General features: G+C 69.5%; 14 protein-coding genes. All 14 read right to left on the bottom strand.

Annotated features, from left to right (window positions below; genetic code table 11):
• Positions 1–120: 120 nt before the first annotated feature.
• Positions 121–3,264, bottom strand: a complete 3,144-nt coding sequence (ileS, locus tag ABIC25_RS19785) for an isoleucine--tRNA ligase (RefSeq protein ID WP_308216949.1) — start codon at positions 3,262–3,264, stop codon at positions 121–123.
• A gap of 356 nt (positions 3,265–3,620) precedes the next feature.
• Positions 3,621–4,481 carry a hypothetical protein gene (locus ABIC25_RS19790; RefSeq protein WP_354562822.1) on the bottom strand — a complete coding sequence of 287 codons (861 nt, stop codon included), beginning with the start codon at positions 4,479–4,481 and terminating at the stop codon, positions 3,621–3,623.
• A gap of 33 nt (positions 4,482–4,514) precedes the next feature.
• Positions 4,515–5,330 carry a DivIVA-like cell division protein Wag31 gene (gene wag31 / locus ABIC25_RS19795; RefSeq protein ID WP_004021224.1) on the bottom strand — a complete coding sequence of 272 codons (816 nt, stop codon included), beginning with the start codon at positions 5,328–5,330 and terminating at the stop codon, positions 4,515–4,517.
• Between the two features lie 322 nt (positions 5,331–5,652).
• Positions 5,653–5,994: a YggT family protein gene (locus ABIC25_RS19800; RefSeq protein ID WP_004021225.1), complete on the bottom strand. Its 342-nt coding sequence runs from the start codon at positions 5,992–5,994 to the stop codon at positions 5,653–5,655.
• 56 nt (positions 5,995–6,050) lie between these two features.
• Positions 6,051–6,770 (bottom strand): cell division protein SepF, encoded by a 720-nt coding sequence (locus ABIC25_RS19805; RefSeq protein ID WP_004021226.1) that lies wholly within the window; start codon positions 6,768–6,770, stop codon positions 6,051–6,053.
• Between the two features lie 113 nt (positions 6,771–6,883).
• On the bottom strand, positions 6,884–7,651 hold the full coding sequence (locus ABIC25_RS19810) for a YggS family pyridoxal phosphate-dependent enzyme (RefSeq protein ID WP_354562824.1): 768 nt from the start codon (positions 7,649–7,651) through the stop codon (positions 6,884–6,886).
• Positions 7,652–7,676: 25 nt separating this feature from the next.
• A complete protein-coding gene (gene pgeF, locus ABIC25_RS19815; RefSeq protein ID WP_354562825.1) occupies positions 7,677–8,438 on the bottom strand; it encodes a peptidoglycan editing factor PgeF in 762 nt (253 codons plus the stop codon).
• Positions 8,439–8,446: 8 nt separating this feature from the next.
• Positions 8,447–9,613, bottom strand: coding sequence for a cell division protein FtsZ (ftsZ, locus tag ABIC25_RS19820; protein WP_004021229.1), 1,167 nt, complete (start codon positions 9,611–9,613; stop codon positions 8,447–8,449).
• A gap of 330 nt (positions 9,614–9,943) precedes the next feature.
• Positions 9,944–10,645: a cell division protein FtsQ/DivIB gene (locus ABIC25_RS19825; protein ID WP_064571809.1), complete on the bottom strand. Its 702-nt coding sequence runs from the start codon at positions 10,643–10,645 to the stop codon at positions 9,944–9,946.
• Positions 10,642–12,204: a UDP-N-acetylmuramate--L-alanine ligase gene (gene murC, locus ABIC25_RS19830; RefSeq protein ID WP_354562888.1), complete on the bottom strand. Its 1,563-nt coding sequence runs from the start codon at positions 12,202–12,204 to the stop codon at positions 10,642–10,644. Before murC ends, ABIC25_RS19825 begins: the two co-directional genes overlap by 4 nt.
• Before the next feature lie 109 nt (positions 12,205–12,313).
• On the bottom strand, positions 12,314–13,501 hold the full coding sequence (murG, locus tag ABIC25_RS19835; protein ID WP_354562827.1) for an undecaprenyldiphospho-muramoylpentapeptide beta-N-acetylglucosaminyltransferase: 1,188 nt from the start codon (positions 13,499–13,501) through the stop codon (positions 12,314–12,316).
• Positions 13,502–13,602: 101 nt separating this feature from the next.
• Positions 13,603–15,504 (bottom strand): putative lipid II flippase FtsW, encoded by a 1,902-nt coding sequence (ftsW, locus tag ABIC25_RS19840; protein WP_354562829.1) that lies wholly within the window; start codon positions 15,502–15,504, stop codon positions 13,603–13,605.
• Between the two features lie 5 nt (positions 15,505–15,509).
• Complete coding sequence (gene murD / locus ABIC25_RS19845; protein WP_354562831.1) at positions 15,510–17,108, bottom strand: UDP-N-acetylmuramoyl-L-alanine--D-glutamate ligase; 1,599 nt, start codon at positions 17,106–17,108, stop codon at positions 15,510–15,512.
• On the bottom strand, positions 17,101–18,198 hold the full coding sequence (gene mraY, locus ABIC25_RS19850; RefSeq protein ID WP_004022875.1) for a phospho-N-acetylmuramoyl-pentapeptide-transferase: 1,098 nt from the start codon (positions 18,196–18,198) through the stop codon (positions 17,101–17,103). The genes murD and mraY overlap by 8 nt, the downstream gene beginning before the upstream one ends.
• Positions 18,199–18,204: the final 6 nt, after the last annotated feature.

Consider the following 18,204-nt stretch of genomic DNA (forward strand, 5'->3'; position numbering starts at 1 on the left):
TCGCGGAAGTGACCACACGGTACGTGACGTTGCACCCCCTCGAAGGAAGTGCAGCAATCCCGTCCCGGATCACTCCGGCCGCCGGACCGAGTCCAGCGGGCGCGGTTCACCCGGCTCGCATCAACCCGCCTTCGCCACGTCGGCGGTCACGCCGTCACCGAGCTCGATGCTGCCGGCGTCGCCGTCGCCCGTGACGTCGAACCGCACCGCGAGCACTTCGCCCGCGATCAGATCGGCATGCGTCCGCGCCCAGTCCAGTCGCTCGGCGGGCACGACGAGCCGCACGGTGATCCGGTCGGAGACGTCGAGACCCAGGGTGCGCCGGGCATCCTGCAACTCGCGGACGCGGTCCTTCGCCCATCCCTCGGCCTCGAGTTCGGGCGTGACGGCGGTGTCCAGGACGACCAGACCGTTCCCGCCCGGCAGCTCCGCGGTCGAATCGGGCTCGACGGCCACGAGCCGGCGGCTGAACTCGCCCTCGCGCAGTTCGATGCCGTCGGCGACGACCACCTCGGAGCCGTCGGCACCCTCACTCACCGTCCAGTTGCCCGACTTCACCGCTTTGATCGCACGTTGGACGTCCTTGCCCAGACGCGGACCCGCGGCCCGGGCGTTCACCGCGATCTCGTACCGGCCGTATGCGCTGGCATCGGTGGCGAGCGTGACCGCCTTGACGTTCATCTCGTCCTTGATGAGGTCGACGAACGGTTCGAGTGCTTCCGCGGTGGACGAGGCCACCGTGAGTCCCGACAGCGGCAGGCGGACGCGCAGTTTGTTGGCCTTGCGCACACTCGACGCCGTCGAACACACCGCCTGGACCTGATCCATCGCCGTCACCAGGTCGGCGTCGGCCGGGAGTTCGTCGCCCGTCGGCCAGTCCGTCAGGTGTACCGACCGCTCGCCGGTGAGACCCCGCCAGATCGCCTCGGTGGCCAGCGGGAGTAGCGGTGAGGCGAGCCGGCAGGCCACCTCGAGCACGGTGTAGAGCGTGTCGAAGGCGTCGGTGTCCTCGTCCTGGCCCGCCCAGAAGCGCGCGCGGGACCGCCGCACGTACCAGTTGGTGAGCGACTCGACGAACTCGCGGAACGCATCACACGCCCCAGCGATGTCGTAGATGTCGAGGGCCTCGGTCATCGAGTCGCGGGTCGTCGCCAGCTTCGCGAGGATGTAGCGGTCCAGGACATGCTGTGAGTCCGTGCGCCACACCGCGGGTCGCTCGGCATAGAGCTGCAGGAAGCTGTAGGCGTTCCACAGTGGCAGCAGAGCCTGCCGGACGCCCTCGCGGATTCCCCGCTCCGTGACGACGAGGTTGCCGCCGCGCAGGATCGGTGAGGCCATCAGGAACCACCGCATCGCATCCGAGCCGTCGCGGTCGAAGACCTCGTTCACGTCGGGATAGTTGCGCTTCGACTTCGACATCTTCTGGCCGTCGTCCCCGAGCACGATCCCGTGCGCGGCAACCGTCTTGAACGCCGGGCGATCGAACAGCGCGGTGGCCAGCACGTGCAGCGTGTAGAACCAGCCGCGTGTCTGCCCGTTGTACTCGACGATGAAGTCGCCCGGGTTGTGTGCCGGCGCATTCGCGGAATCACCACCGTCGAACCAGTCCCGGTTCTCGAACGGGTAGTGCACCTGCGCGAAGGGCATCGAGCCCGACTCGAACCAGCAGTCGAGGACCTCGGGCACCCGCCGCATCGTCGACTTCCCGCTCGGGTCATCGGGATTCGGGCGCGTGAGGTCGTCGATGAACGGACGGTGCAGATTGTCCGGCCGCACCCCGAAGTCGCGTTCGAGGTCGTCGAGCGAACCGTAGACGTCGATCCGCGGGAACTCGGCGTCGTCGGACACCCAGACCGGTAGTGGCGCACCCCAATACCGGTTGCGGCTGATGTTCCAGTCGCGAGCACCCTCGAGCCACTTGCCGAACTGGCCGTCTCGGATGTGTTCGGGCACCCAGGTGATCTGCTTGTTCAGCTCCACCATTCGGTCGCGGAACTGCGTGACCGCCACGAACCACGAGGGCACCGCCATGTAGATGAGCGGCTGCCCCGACCGCCACGAGTGCGGGTAGGAGTGCTCGATGGTCTCGTGCCGCAGGATCCGCCCGGTGGACTTGAGGTCCTTGATGATCACCGGGTTGGCGTCGAACACCATGAGGCCCTCGTACGGCGGGACCTGCGAGGTGAAACGCCCACCCGGGTCGAGAGGCTGGACCACCTCGATGCCGTTGGCCGTCGCGAGGTCCATGTCCTCCTCACCGAAAGCCGGGGCGAGATGCACGACGCCGGTACCGCTCTCGGTGGTGACGTAGTCGCCGAGCAACACCCGATGCGCATTCGGATGCCCGGCGAAGAAGTCGAACGGCGGTGTGTACGACAGGTTCTCGAGTTCGGCCCCCCGATGCGTACCGACCACCTCGGGATCGGCCAGCTCTTTCCCGTACGCACCGAGCAACGCCTCGGCGAGCAGGTACTCCTGACCATCCGCGGCCCGGACGTGCACATAGGTGACATCGGGATTGACCGCGATCGCGAGGTTCGACGGCAGCGTCCACGGCGTCGTCGTCCAGATCAGCGCATTGACACCGTCGAGCGACGCGAGCGGACCGTCGGGTACCGAGAGCGGCATCGTGACGGTGACCGCCGGGTCCTGCCGCATCCGGTAGGCGTCGTCGAGCTTGGACTCCTGGTTCGACAGCGGCGTCTGCTCGTACCAGCTGTACGGCAGCACGCGGTAGCCCTGGTAGATGAGCCCCTTGTCGTAGAGGGCCTTGAATGCCCACATCACCGACTCCATGAAGTCGAGATCGAGGGTCTTGTAGTCGTTGTCGAAGTCGACCCAGCGCGCCTGGCGGGTCACGTAGTCCCGCCACTCCCCCGTGTAGCGCAGCACCGAGTCTCGGCAGTACTCGTTGAACTTGGCCATGCCCATCTTCTCGATCTCCGACTTGTCGGTGATCCCGAGCTGGCGTTCGGCTTCGAGTTCGGCGGGCAGACCGTGTGTGTCCCAGCCGAATCGGCGGTCCACCTTCTTGCCGCGCATGGTCTGGTACCGCGGTACCAGATCTTTGACGTAGCCCGTCAGCAGGTGGCCGTAGTGAGGCAGTCCGTTGGCGAAGGGCGGACCGTCGTAGAAGACGAACTCCTCGGCGTCGGCTCGATTGTCGATCGACGCGGCGAAGGTGGAATCGGTGTCCCAGTACTGCAGCACCCGCTGTTCCACGAACGGGAAGTCCGGGGCACTGCGCCCGGTGCCCCCGGTCATGTCGACCTTCGGGTACACCCGAGCGTTCTGGGCGGGGTCGGTCGCGTCGCTCACGGCTGGTCTCCTCGTGCCTGGTGATGTCTCATCGGCACGGGGACGCATTCCGGAGGTCTGCGCGGTACCACCCCGCTTGCACCGGGGACCCGGCGCCACTCGTCGAACCGCCGCGGCGAGTAGCCGGGGTGATCCTGCGGCTGTGACGGGCCACACCCGCCCGGTTCTACTGAGGACCCGAGGGTCCTGTTCTTCCGGGTGCTCCCCGGTGATGGCCGGATCGACGCGTGACCCAGTGTAGCGACGACCTGTCCGGTCGGGCCAACGGGTTCGACGGCACCCGCCACGCGCCCGCCACCGGGTCAGTCAGCAGGCGGATGCCAGTTCGGATCGAGCGGGTCGAAATCCGGGCGCAGACGGCGAGACCCGGAATCGTCGGGGCGTTCGGGATGCGTAGACCAGTCGTCCGGTCCGGCGGTGTCGCCGCCCGGCACGTCCTCGGGGACCCACCCCGACTGCGCCGGCTCGAACGGGCGCCGGCCCGATGGAGGTGACGTCGGGGGGCGCCCCCGTCCCTGCGGCTGCCCGGGCTGAGGAGGCGATTGCGGTGGTGCGGACGGCGGCGGTCCGAACCGACCGGACTGCTGGGCAGGCGGGACCGTGCCCGGAGGCGGCGACGCGTAGCGCGGTGGAGTCGGCGGCCGCTGGAGGCCAGGAGATCCCCCCGGCGCGCGCACGTCGTCGGGTGCTGCGCTCGGTACGGGATTGTCCGCGCTCGGCGCGTCGGCGCCGACCGACCGCAGGTAGTCCGCCAGATTTCCCTCGCGACGTTCCGGCGCGGGGCGACCGGGAGGCACGGAACCCTCCGGAGCGGCCATCCCGGGTTCGAACGACCCCGGCCGGTAGGCGTCCGGACCGTCATCGACCGAATCCACGGCACCGGACACGGGATACCGACGGGTGGGCGCATCCGCGGCCACATCGTCTGTCGGCTCGCGCTCGACATCGGAGTCAGCCGGGTCGCGACCAGCACCCGGGACCATGTCCTCGAGCGACCGACCCGCCTCGCCCTTGCGGCCGGCGAACACGTCCACCAGCAGGAATCCGAGGCCGACGAGACAGACCACGATGCAGGCCACGGCCAGCCACACGATCCCGGTGATGAGGCCGAGGATGAGCAGCACGAACCCGAGAAGGGTCGCGGCCAGGGCCAAGGTCAGCACATCACCAGCCTAGTGCGCACCGAATGGTCCAGATCAGCTGGGCGAGTAGCTGCTGAATCCACCGTTACCCGGATCGTTCGAGAACGACTGATCGGGCCGACCACCCTCGACAGGAGCCGCACTGCCACGCTGCTGGAGTTCCTCGAGCTGCGATTCCAGGTAGGTCTTGAGACGCGTCCGGTACTCGCGCTCGAAGGTCTTGAGCTGTTCGATCCGACCCTCGAGAACACCGCGCTGCTGGTTGATCGTGCCCATGATCTCGCTGTGCTTGCGCTCGGCATCGCTCTGCAGCGCGTCCGCACGCTCCTGCGCCTGGCGCAGCTGCGCCTCCGATCGCGTCTGCGCGTCGGCCAGGATGGCCTCCGACCGCTGGCGGGCGTCGGCGAGCATGGCGTCGGACTTCGTCTGCGCCTCGGACACCATTGTGTCGGCCCGTGTCTGGGCGTCGGACAGCATCGCGTCGGCATCCGCGCGAGCGCTCCCGGTCAGACGGTCCGCGGTGTCCTGGGCCAGTGCGAGCACGCGGGCGGCGCGCACGTTGGCGTCGTCGTTGGTCGCCTGCGGGGCCGGCGTCGGCGCCGGGGCGGGAGGCTCGGGAGCCGCAGCGGGCTTGGCGAACATCTGGGTCCGGTCGTCTGCCGAGGAGCCGGCACCGGAGCGGGCATCGGCGAGCTCTCCCTCGAGCTCCTCGACGCGCTGCTTCAGGTCGGTGTTCTCCTCGATCAGCCGGGCGAGCTCGGCTTCGACGAAGTCGAGAAACTGATCGACCTCATCCTCGTTGTAACCGCGCTTACCGATGGGCGGTTTGCTGAACGCGACGTTGTGCACATCAGCTGGAGTCAGCCGCATGTCGGTTCCCCTCGTGTCTGGTGGTGAACTTGTGTTCAGTTGGCGGGCCGTCCAACCCGGGTCGCGCGACGATGGGTCGTTCGACCAATCCAGGTTGTCACTAACTATTCATACCAGTCAAAAATCGTAACTGGCGTCCAATCCTGTCACACGCGAACCGTTGGTCGCATCTCTTCGATGCACTCTCGAAATGAAACAGTCATCCGAAGATGACTTACAACGGTAGACCATTCCCCTATCGCGGGGTAACCGCGCATCGCGGCGCGCGTGTCGACGAATGACGCCCCGCCGGGTGCGCGCCCGTTCGCGGGCGGGGCGGAGATCACGGACGGACGAGATGAGCGGCGATCGCCAGCGAGTCGGCCAGGGCGTCGGCACGCAGACCGTTCACGATGTTCATTCCGATGATCACGACGAGCATGACGATCATGAGCGACAGGTCGAGCCGGATGGGGCCGAGCGGGATCGGCGGGAGGACACGACGCAGGGCCTTGATCGGGGGGTCGGTCACGGTGAAGACCATCTCGATCACGACCACCGCGACGCCGGTCGGACGCCACTCACGGGCGAAGGTTCGGACCAGTTCGACGACCAGGCGGCCCAAGAGGAGCAACCAGAAGATCAGCAGGATGTAATACAAGACGCTCAACAGAATCGCAGCCACGCGTCAAGAGTGCCTGAACATGGCGCGCGGCGACGAACCGAGGTCCCCGACGCCGGTCAGGAGTGGTTGTAGAAACCCGTCTCGGCGATCTTGCGGCGGTCCTCCGGCGACACGTCGACGTCGGCGGGCGACAGCAGGAACACCTTCGTCGCGACCTTGTCGAACGACCCGCGGAGGGCGAACGCGAGACCCGCGGCGAAATCAACGAGTCGCTTGGCGTCGTCGTTGCTCATGTCGACGAGGTCCATGATGACCGGGTTGCCGTCACGGAACCGCTCACCGATGGTGCGCGCCTCGCTGTAGTCCGACGGCCGCAGGGTGGTGATCTTCTGCAGCGGGCTGTCGGCGAAGACGCGTTCCAGTTCGACGCGCGGGTCCGCGCCCATCGACCGCGGTGCAGCGGCGGCGCGCAGCGCGGCGCTCGACGAGCGCTGGAGGGGTTCGAGGCGCGCCGGCGCCCGCATCGGGCCGTCGCCGGATGCGCGGGGCGCGGCGTAGGCGAACTCCGCCGCATATTCCGGGGCGAGTTCGTAGCCGGCGTCGTAGTGGCGGTCGGCCAGTTCGTCCCGGTAGGCCATCTCCTCGCGGTAACCCGCATCGCGGAAGGAGGGCTCGTATCCGGGGTCGAAAGACGAGTCGCCGTAGTAGTCGTCACGGTAGGCACGCTCACGCGACCGCTCACGCAGCGGCGGGGCCGACTCCTCGAGGTAGTCGTCCTCGTACTCGCTGGGCGGCACCATGCCGAAGTAAGCCTTGAACTTCTGCATCGTGGTCATTGACGGCCTCTCTGGTAGTGCGACGCCGGTTGCTGCCGTGCCGGGTGGTGCATCTGTTGTCAGTGAGTTCTTTGCGCTTCTTGTGTCACTTGGTTCTGGTGTTACCAATGTGATTACTGAGAGACTAGCGGCCGCTCGCCCATGATCGCGGTTCCGACACGCACGCATGTCGAGCCCGCGGCAACCGCCGCTTCCATGTCTCCGGACATGCCTGCCGACAGTTCCGCGGCGTCGTCGAAGCGCACCCGGAACGCCTCGTGGACACGTGCCGTCTCGGCCATCCAGTGCGCGGGGTCGCCATGCAGCGGAGCGATGACCATCAGCCCGCGCAAGCGCAGCGAGTGCGCGGCGACGACCTGCTCGGCCAGACTCGTCAGGTCGGCTTCGACGACACCGCCGCGCTGCGGATCGCCGTCGAGGCTGACCTGGAGCAGGACGCCGAGTCGGTCGGCGCGTTCGCCGTCGTCGAGCGCCGCGGCAGCGGCACGTTCGAGTGCGTCGACGACCTTCGGACGGTCGACGGAGTGCACCGCGCGCGCCCACCGTGCGACCGAGCGCGCCTTCTTGGACTGCACCGAGCCGATCATGTCGAACACCGGGACGTCGTCGGGGTCGGGCGACTCCCAGTCGCCCAGCTCCCAGTCCCGGAGCACACTGGCGACCTTCCGTCCGGCTTCGGGTTCGCGCGACTCCCCGAACGCACGCTCGCCCAGCTGCAACAACCTGCGGACGTCGTCCGCCGGAAAGAACTTCGTCACCACGAGCAGTTCGCACGAGCCCGCCGGGCGACCGGCGGACTCCACCGCCGCGTCGAGGCGACGACGCACTGCCGCCAGCCGGTCCCCCAGTTCGACGGTGCGCGCATCAGATGACCCGGTCATGTCCCCATCCTTCTCGCCACCGGGTTCATTCCCCGAGCGGCCCGCCGGCTCCGCTCCCGGGAGTCTCGTGGGTCTCGTCGGTGTCCGGGTCCATCCAGATGACCGAGGCGAGCCGTCCTGTGGGCGCCCCGCGTCGGTGGCTGAACAGGCTCGGATCGGAGATCGTGCATCGCGGATCGACCGCGACACCGGCCACTCCCGCGTCCAACAACTGCCGCCGGAGACCGGCGCGCAGATCGAGGCCCGCGGTGCCCTTCTTGGTGCGCACGGCGCTGCCCGGCAGGTGCTTCTCGACATCGGCCTGCATCGCGGCGGGCACCTCGTAGTGGTCGCCGCTCGCAGCCGGACCGAGAAAAGCACCGATCGACCCGATCCGGGCCCCGAGGTCGACCATGGCACGCAGCGTGGCCGGCACGATGCCGATCCGGGCGCCGACACGTCCCGCGTGGACCCCCGCGATCACACCGGCCTCGTCGTCGCTCAGGAGTACCGGGACGCAGTCGGCGGACAGCACCGCGAGGGCGAGCCCGGGTGTGGTGGTGACCAGCGCGTCGGTGACCGGCACCGGCTCGGTGACCGGTCCGTCGACCACGGTGACGTTGCGGCTGTGGATCTGCTCCATCCACACCACCGACCCGGCCGGGACGCCGATCTGCTCGGCCAGCCGGATCCTGTTGGCCGCCACCGCTTCCGGACCGTCCCCTACGTGATCACCGAGATTGAACGAATCGTACGGCGACACCGAGACCCCGCCGGCACGGGTGGTGATGACACGACGCACCCGCATCCGGGGGCTCAGCGCTTCATGAACGACGGCACATCGACGTCGTCGTCATCGAGCCGCACGGTGTTCCGACGAGGCGGTTCCTGCTCCTGCTCGAACGGATCACCCGCACCCTTCGGCATGTCGCCGAACAGCGGATCGTTCTTCGGCGGCGAGTTCACGGCACCGGCCTGGCCCTGACCGACCGCGGAGCGTCCCGCGGCGGCGGGCACGTCGGCCCGCTTCTTCGGCGAACCGCCGTCGAAGCCGGCCGCGATGACCGTGACCCGCACCTCGTCGCCGAGGTTGTCGTCGATCACCGTGCCGAAGATGATGTTGGCGTCCTCGTGCGCAGCCTCCTGCACCTGGGTCGCGGCGTTGTGGATCTCGAACAGACCCAGGTCGCTGCCACCGGCGATCGAGATCAGCACACCACGGGCGCCCTCCATCGAGGCCTCGAGCAGCGGTGAGTTGATCGCGGACTCCGCGGCCTTGCGCGCCCGCTCCTCGCCGCGAGCCGAACCGATGCCCATCAGCGCACTGCCGGCATCGCTCATGACGCCCTTGACGTCGGCGAAGTCGACGTTGATCAGGCCCGGCGTCGTGATGAGGTCGGTGATGCCCTGCACACCGTTGAGGAGTACCTCGTCGGCGCTGCGGAACGCGTCCATCAGGCTGACCTGCGCGTCGCCGAGCTGCAGCAGACGGTCGTTCGGGATGACGATGAGGGTGTCGCAGGACTCGCGCAGGGCGGTGATGCCCGCCTCGGCCTGTCCGCCGCGACGCTTGCCCTCGAAGGCGAACGGGCGGGTGACCACACCGACGGTGAGCGCGCCGAGCTTGCGCGCGATCGATGCGACCACGGGTGCGCCACCGGTGCCGGTGCCGCCTCCCTCGCCCGCGGTCACGAAGACCATGTCGGCGCCCTTCAGGAGTTCCTCGATCTCGTCGCGTGCATCCTCGGCGGCACGGCGACCGACCTCGGGGTCGGCGCCCGCGCCGAGACCTCGGGTCGAGTCACGCCCGACGTCGAGCTTGACGTCGGCGTCGCTCATCAACAGCGCCTGGGCGTCGGTGTTGATCGCGATGAACTCGACTCCCTTGAGTCCCTGCTCGATCATCCGGTTGACGGCATTCACGCCGCCACCGCCGATGCCGACGACCTTGATGACGGCCAGGTAGTTGTGCGGTGGCGTCATGCGCTCGCCTTCCTTGTGTGGATCGACCTCGTGGTGAGTCGCGATCTCGTCGTGATGTGTCTGTGTGGACCGGCCGGTCCGCGTCCCGCTGGCGACAAACCCTAAACCTGAACCATAGATTTAGAGTTATGTCAAGTAACTCGTTGTGGTCATGACGCTAGGCATCGAGGGCGCCGGTATCCAGATCCGCCCTCGGCGTGTCGGGAAGTCGCACCCGAATTGCCCCGGAATCCGCGGCTTTTCACTCGTGCTCGGGGGTGACCGCGCCGTCAGCGGCGGGTTCGCACGGCCACGCCGGCGAACCCGGGAACCCCCGGACCCGCCGGGCGGTCACCGATAGGCCGGGAATTCGGGGCTCGACACGTTGTACATCGTCGCCTTGCGGGTGAGCAGGTGCGTGAGCGTGCGGGCCTTCTCGGCGCCCCGGTCGCTGTCACCCCACACGACGGTGCGCTTCTCGGACAGGGTGAACTCGATGTCGACGGGTGAGGTCGCGGTCACCCGGATGACCTGCCGCGCCAGCGATTCGGGCAGTCCCGCCACCGCCGCGATGGTCTCCCGGGTGGTCGGGTCCGCCGGTCCCGGATTGGGGGTGACGAGTACCGGGAGCTTGAGCACCTCGGGCGGGACCCCCTGCGTGCGGTCGTAGTCGAGGAAGGCGACGCCGGATTTGTCGAGGACGTGGACGTCGTCGCCGTTGTTCACGATCACGACCGGCACCCGCTCGACGACGGTGATGGTCAGCGACGACGGATAGCTCCGTTGCACCCGCGCCGACTCGACCGACGGGATCGTGGCGACGCGCTGCGCCACCGCCCGGGTGTCGACCTGCAGCAGCGGGGTGCCCGACGGCACCGCGGCGACGCGCAGGATCTCGTCCGCGGGAATCGATCCGTTGTCCCGGACATCGGTGCCGCGCACCGACATCAGCGGGGTGAGATAGGCGATCAAGACCAGGCCGACCCCCATCGCGACGACCATGAGCGTGCCGAGCAGCACGCGGGACCGGCGGCGCTCCGGCCACCGGATCACGACACCCGCCCCGTCCGGTCGCCGGACTCCCCCGGTGTCTCGGCCGGAGATCCGGCCGGATCCGCGCCGTCGGCGGCGTCGCCGGTCGTCGACGCCGAGGCGAGCGCGGCGAGGATCTCCGGCCCCTGCATGGTGACGTCGCCCGCTCCCAGCGTGAGGACGACGTCGCCGGACCGCGCCAGCCGGGCGACCTGCGCGGCCAGCCGAGAGAGGTCCGGGGCGAAGATGCCCGGCACCGTCAGCTTGTCCGAGATCGTGCGCCCGCTGACCCCGGGGATCGGGGCCTCGCGGGCCCCGTACACGTCGGCGACCACGACCGTGTCGGCGAGGTCCAGGGCGGCGGCGAAGTCGTCGGCGAATTCGACGGTGCGCGAATAGAGATGCGGCTGGAACACGGCGATGACCCGACCGCGCTCCGCGCCCGGCCCGCCGCGTGCGGAGACCATGTCCTGCGCCGCCGACAGCACGGCACGCACCTCGGTCGGATGATGGGCGTAGTCGTCGATGACCTCGACGCCGCCGCGCTGTCCCCGGAACTCGAAGCGCCGGTGGACGCCACCGAACGAACCGATCCCGGCCACGATGCCGTCGAACCGGTCCGAGATGTCGGTGGCCACCGCGCCGGCCGGCGTGCCGGTCCGAGCCGCACCGATGACCGCGGCGATCGCGTTGAGCGCCATGTGCTCTCCGGGGAGCGGAAGGGTCAGCTGACGGTCCTCCACGTCCGGGCACAACGGTGCGGTGAACCGGACCGTGGCCGCTCCGCCGACGCCGCGCGGCTCCCACGACAGCATGGTGGCGACGTTCGGGACGGTCGGCGCCAGCGCGGCGTGCGTCCCGCGTCCGTAACCGAGGACCTCGACCCCCCGCGCGGTGAGCGGCTCGGCGACGCGGCCGGCCAGCGCTGCCGACCCCGGGTCGTCGAGACACACGACGAGTGACCCGCCGGTCGTGATCCGCGCGGCGAACCGGTCGAACACCTCGACATAGGCCTCGATAGAACCGAAGAAGTCGAGATGGTCGGCGTCGATGTTGGTGACCACGACGACGTCGGGTGTGTACTCCAGCAACGAGCCGTCACTCTCGTCGGCCTCGGCGACGAAGATGGGGTCGCCGCCGTGGTGGGCGTTCGTCCCCGACTCGTTCAGCTCGCCGCCGATCGCGAACGACGGGTCGGTTCCGGCATGTTGCAGTGCGACGACGGCCATCGAGGTCGTCGACGTCTTGCCGTGGGTCCCCGCGATCAGAAGGCTGCGATAGCCCGCCATCAGCTGGGCCAGCACACGAGGGCGCAGGAGCACGGGGATGCCGCGTGAGCGTGCCGCGACGAGTTCGGGGTTGGTCTTGGGAATGGCGGCGTGGGTGGTCACCACGACCGACGGGCCGCCGGGGATCTGGTCGAGTGCCGACGGATCATGCCCGACCTGGACGCGGGCGCCACGGGTGCGGAGTTCGAGGATGCCACGGCTGTTCTTGGCGTCCGACCCGGAGACCTGACCACCGCGGGCCAGCAGGATCCGGGCGAGTCCCGACATCCCGGCGCCGCCGATGCCGACCATGTGCACGCGACTCAACTGGTCGGGCAGCGCCCCCTGGGCCGACGCCGACACGTCGCTCTCCGTCGTGTGGTCCACCGTCTCGTCGCTCACCGTCTCGTGGCTCACCGTCTCATCGCTCACGCCGTGACCTCCCGCTCCGGCGCCCGGCACGGAATTCCTGCGCGAGTTCGATTGCCGCGGTGGCCACCGCCGAGGCGGCGTCCCGGTGTCCGGTGCCCGCTGCGGCGACCGACATCTCGTTCAGCCGCACCGAATCCGTCAGCAAGGCCGGCACTTCGCGGGCAACCCACTCGGCGTCGACCGTCGAATCATCGACGAGCAGTCCCCCGCCCGCCTCCACGACGGGCAAGGCGTTCAACCGCTGCTCGCCGTTCCCGTGCGGCAACGGGACGTAGATCGCGGGTAGTCCGGTCGCCGACACCTCGGCGACGGTCATCGCACCCGAGCGGCACATCACCAGATCGGCGGCCGCGTACGCGAGATCCATCCGCTTGAGGTATCCGACCGCACGGTACGGCGGCGCGCCGTCGACGACGGCGGGATCGATCGAGTTCTTGGGGCCGTAGGCATGCAACACGCCGATACCGGACCTGCCCAACGTCTCCGCCGCGCCCGACACCGCGTCGTTGAGTCGCTGCGCACCCTGCGAGCCGCCGAAGACGAGCAGCGTCGGAGCGTCGTCGTCGAGTCCGAAGTAGTGGCGCGCCTTGGCTCGCAGGGCCGGACGGTCGAGTTCGGCGAGCACACCGCGGACGGGGATGCCGACGACCGTCGCGTCGAGCCCGGAGCCGTCGACGGCCGCCAGGACGCGGTCGGCGAACCGGGCACCGACCTTGTTGGCGATGCCCGCCGAGGCATTGGCCTCGTGGATGACGATCGGGATCCTGTTGCGCCGCCGCAGGTGCATCTGTGCCGCCAGGTATGCGGGCACCGACACGTAGCCACCGAAGCCGATGACCACGTCGGCATCCACGTCGTCGAGCACCCTGCGGGTGGCGGCCACCGAACCGAGCAGACGACCGGGGGTACGCGCCAGATCGAGGCCGGGCTTGCGCGGCAACGGCACCGGCGGGATCAGCTGCAGGTCGTATCCGCGTTCCGGGACCAGATCGACTTCGAGGCCCCGCCTGGTGCCCAGGGCGGTGATGCGGGCGGTCGGATCGATGCGACTGACCGCGTCGGCGACGGCGAGGGCGGGCTCGATGTGACCGGCCGTACCGCCACCGGCGACGACCACCGACAACGGACGGCCCGTCGGCCGCCCGGTCGAATCAGCGTGTACTGCACCCGAACTCACCGGCGTCGTCACTCCATTTCAGCCTCTGGTCATGTCAGCCGGGCACCCATGCCCGACGGGTCGGGGCGGTCGCACTCCGGCACCCGCGGGGACCCCACCGGTCACCGGCGACCCGCGCCACGGGCATTCGCTCCGCTCCCGGCGCCGCGCACATACGGCCCGCTCGCTCCGCTCCCGGCGCCGCGCGGATGTGGCCCGCTCGCTCCGCTCCCGGCGCCGCGCGCACTCCGCCCGCTCCCCCGATACCCGACACCGTAGTCGACGCCGCCGCGCGGAGTCGTCCCAGGTCGGGCCCGCCCCGTCGGACCGCCGGCACGGCCGGTGGCCGTCGATCGGGCGCCCCAGGTCGTCGTGCCGCCTCGAGGAGCCGACCGGCGCGCTCGCCCATCGTCATGCGGGGCCTGCTGCGTCGTCGCGGCGCGCTTCCACGGCAGCGGGAACCGTCGGCGGCCGCGACCCGCGTCGGCCGACGGCGCGCGTCCACTCGGCGGCCGGCGACGCGACGCCGGTCCTCGACCACCGTGGGCGGCTGCGGCCACGCGCGGCCCCCCGGCGCGACGCTGGTCCAGTCGGTCGCGCAGCGATTCCGCCCGCGTCTGCCGGTAGGCCACCGGCGTCGGGAGTCGCAACCACCGCGCGACGCGGCTCGGCGATCCGCCGGTGAGTGTCGCCACCGCTTCGGGTTCGTGTCTGGCCGCGTTGGCGAGCAACCCCAGCATCGCGAGCACGGTCAGTGTCGACGTGCCGCCCGCCGAGACCAGCGGCAACTGGATTCCGGTCACCGGCAGCAGTCCGATGACGTAGCCGATGTTGATGAAGGCCTGCGCGATGATCAGCACCGTTATGGTCGCCGACATCAGGCGCAGGAACGGATCGGTCGAACGGTGCGCGATCCGGAACCCGATGTAGGCGAGGACGACGAAGAGGAACACGACCATGAGGCCGCCGAGAAGCCCGAGCTCTTCGCCGATGATCGCGAAGATGAAGTCGTTGTGTGCGTTCGGCAGGTAGTTCCACTTGGCGCTCGACTGGCCGAGACCCACGCCGAAGACCCCGCCGTTCGCCAGTGCGTAGGTCGCCTGGCGGGCCTGATAGCCGGCGCCCTGCGGGTCGTCGACGTTGCCGAGGAAGCTCATCACACGCTGGGACCGGTACCCCTCGGCGAGGGCGAGGATCACGGCCAGAACGATGCCGGACACCGCGAACGAGGCGAAGACCTTGATCGGCAGACCCGCGAACCACAGCAGCGCACCGACGATGATCGCGATGGTGATGGTCGTCGAGAGGTTCGGTTCGAGGATGATCAGCAGGCAGACGAGCATGGCCACCGGGACGAGTGGCACCAGCAACTCGCGCAGCGAGGCGTTGTCGCGCCGGCGCGAGGCGAGCAGATGCGCGCCCCAGATACACAACGCGACCTTCACCAGCTCGGACGGCTGCACCGACAGGCCGTAGATGACGAACCAGCGGCGTGCGCCCTGACTGAGCGTGCCGACGCCGGGAATGAGGACCAGCGCCAGCAGCACGACCGCGACGAACATCGCGGGGGCGGCGAACCGGCGGAGCAGCCGTACCGGCACGCGCAGCATCAGATAGAACACCACGAGGCCGAGCAGGGCGAAGATCACCTGGGTGGTGAACAGTCCATACGCCGATCCCTCTTTGGAGTAGCCCTCGACCGACGATGCCGAGAGAACCATCACCAGTCCGAATGCGGTGAGCAGGAACGACATCGTGAGGATGAGCTGATACGACGCAAGAGGCCGGGCCAGCAGGTTGCGGATCGCGTCGAGGACGATCGCCGGGACCGACGCGGCGGTCGCGGCCGCCGCACCCGTGGACCGGCCCAGCGCCCCGCTCGTCGCCGAACTGCTGCCCGCCGCGCGCCCGGTACCCGGTCGATCGGCCTTGTCACCCGTGCCGGGGTCGACGTCCTCGACGCCGGCGGCACCGGATGTGTCGTCGGCGGGTTCGTCGTCCGGGGCCGGGGTCCGGCTGCCCATCGGACTCACCGTCCGGCGCGGGGCGAGCCGGCGATCCGGCGTGCGGCCGCGGCGAAGGCGTCCCCGCGCGCACCGTAACCGGCGAACATGTCCAACGAGGCCGCCGCGGGGGCGAGCAGCACGGCGTCGGGGGCGGGTGAGCTCGCGACGGCGAACGCCCAGGCCTCCTCGACGGCCCGGTCCATGACCGCGACCGACGCCGAGGAGCCCGAACCCGGGCGATCGGATGCTGAGGCTTGGGGACCAGCCTGTCCCGGACGATGCACGTTCACCGTGTCATCGTCTCCTGTGAATACTGTGACTGTTGGGACTTCTGGGGCGTGTCGCGCGATCGCCTCGATCACAAGGTCGCGGTCGCGCCCGATCGCGACCACGCCGACGAGCCGAGCTCGCACCGCGGTCAGCATCTCGTCCATCGACGCGCCCTTGAGCAGACCGCCCGCGATCAGCACGACCCGCTCGAAGGCGGCCACCGCGGCCTGCGCGGCATGCGGATTGGTGGCCTTCGAGTCGTCGACGAAGGCCACCCCGTCCCGGGACGCGACGACCTCACCACGATGACCGGCCGGACGGAACGCCGCCAGCCCGGCCCGGATCGCGTCGGCTCCGATGCCGGCCGCGAGCGCCAGGGCCGAGGCGGCCAGAGCGTCGGCAACACCCGACGGCCCGGCCGGTCGCACCGCGTCGGCGTCGAACAGCCGGCCGGCGTCGAAGGCGCGATCGGTCAACCGGCCGTTCTCGACACCGAGCTGCCCGGGCTGCGGCTCGGACAGGGTGAAGCCGATGCGCCGGCCCGCGGCGGGCAGCCCGGACGCGACCGGATCGTCGAGGCCGACGACACCCACCGCACCGCGCAGGGCTCCCGCCTTCGCGAGCGCGTACGCGTCGAATGTTCCGTGCCAGTCGAGGTGGTCATCGGCGACGTTGAGCACCACCCCGGCATCCGGACGGACCGAGGGCGCCCAGTGCAGCTGGAACGACGACAACTCGGCGCAGAGCACATCCACTCGCGGATCGGCCTGCATCGCATCGAGCACCGGGAGACCGATGTTGCCGCAGGCAGCGCCTGCGCGACCCGCGGCCTCGACGATCCCGGCGAGCATCGAGGTGGTCGTCGTCTTGCCGTTGGTGCCGGTCACCACGAGCCAGGTGCGAGGTTCGCCGAGGAGTCCTGCTGCGTCGACGCGCCAGGCGAGTTCGACCTCGCCCCAGACCGGTACGCCGCTGTCGGTCGCCGCCCGCACCAGATGGTGGGTGGGCGCGAAGCCGGGCGAGACGATGACCACCGCGGCGGTCGCCATCCGTGCGGGGTCGGCGAGCAGATCCGCGACGGCAATCGGCTCGACCCCCCGCGAGGCCAGTTCCGCGACCCCGGGGACCGCACCGGCCGCGGTCTCGCGATCGGCCGGGGACGCATCGCGGCCGGCGAAGCGATCGTCGGCCAGAAGCACATCGGCGCCGAGCGTGACGAGGAATCGGGTGGCGGACAGACCGGCGGTCCCGGCGCCGCCGACCACCACGATCCGGCCGGCCAGCTCGCGCGGGTCGGGCCCCGAAGGCTCCGACCTCACCGGTTCCGGATCCCGCACCGGGCGATCAGCCATTGGTGGTGAGGAACTCGCCGTAGAACAGCGACAGACCGAGGGCGCACGCGATCGCGGTGAGCAACCAGAACCTGATGATCACCGTGGTCTCGGCCCAGCCGCCGAGTTCGAAGTGATGGTGGAAGGGCGCCATCCGGAACACGCGTCGTCCGGTCGTCCGGAAGAAGGCGATCTGGATCACCACCGACATGATCTCGGCGACGAACAGTGCGCCGATGACGACCGCGAGCAGCTCGGTCCGCGTGGTGATGGACAGGCCGGCGAGCATTCCGCCGAGGGCCAGCGAGCCGGTGTCCCCCATGAAGATCTTGGCCGGAGCCGCGTTCCACCAGAGGAAGCCCAGGCATGCGCCGCCGCCGGCCACCGCGATCAGCGCGAGGTCCAGCGGGTCGCGCACCTGGTAGCACCCCGTGGGGATCTCGCTGGGCGGCTTGGCGCCACCCGCACAGGCATTGACGAACTGGAAGAACGTGACCAGGACGTAGGAGCCCAGGACCATCGCCATCGAGCCGGCCGCCAGGCCGTCGAGTCCGTCCGTGAAGTTCACCGCGTTCGACCACGCCGCGACGACGAGCCAGCAGAAGACCACGAACACCACCGAACCGAGCGTGATCGCGTCGATGTCGCGGACGTAGGACAGGTTCGTGCTCGCCGGCGTGTACCCGTAGTCGTTGCGGAACTGCAGCACCAGGATGCCGAAGAGGATGGCGGCGATGAACTGGCCGATCGACTTCGCGGTCTTGTTCAGACCGAGGTTGCGATGCTTGCGGATCTTGATGATGTCGTCGAGGAACCCGACGACGCCCAGCGCGGTCGCCAGGCCGAGGACGAGCAGGCCGGACGCGGTGGGCCCGTTCCCGGCGTCGGTGAACACCCCGATGAGATGGGCACCGAAGTAACCCGCCCACAGCGCGGCGAGGATCGCGACACCACCCATCGACGGGGTACCGCGTTTGGTCTGGTGACTCTGCGGACCCTCGACCCGGATCTCCTGCCCGAATCCCTGCCGGGAGAAGACCTTGATCAGGATCGGCGTCAACAGGATCGACACCGCGATCGCGATCGCGCCCGCGAGGAGTATCTGTGTCACCGCGTT

The organism is Gordonia sp. PvP123 (genome assembly GCF_040547295.1).
Classification (GTDB): Bacteria; Actinomycetota; Actinomycetes; order Mycobacteriales; family Mycobacteriaceae; genus Gordonia; species Gordonia terrae.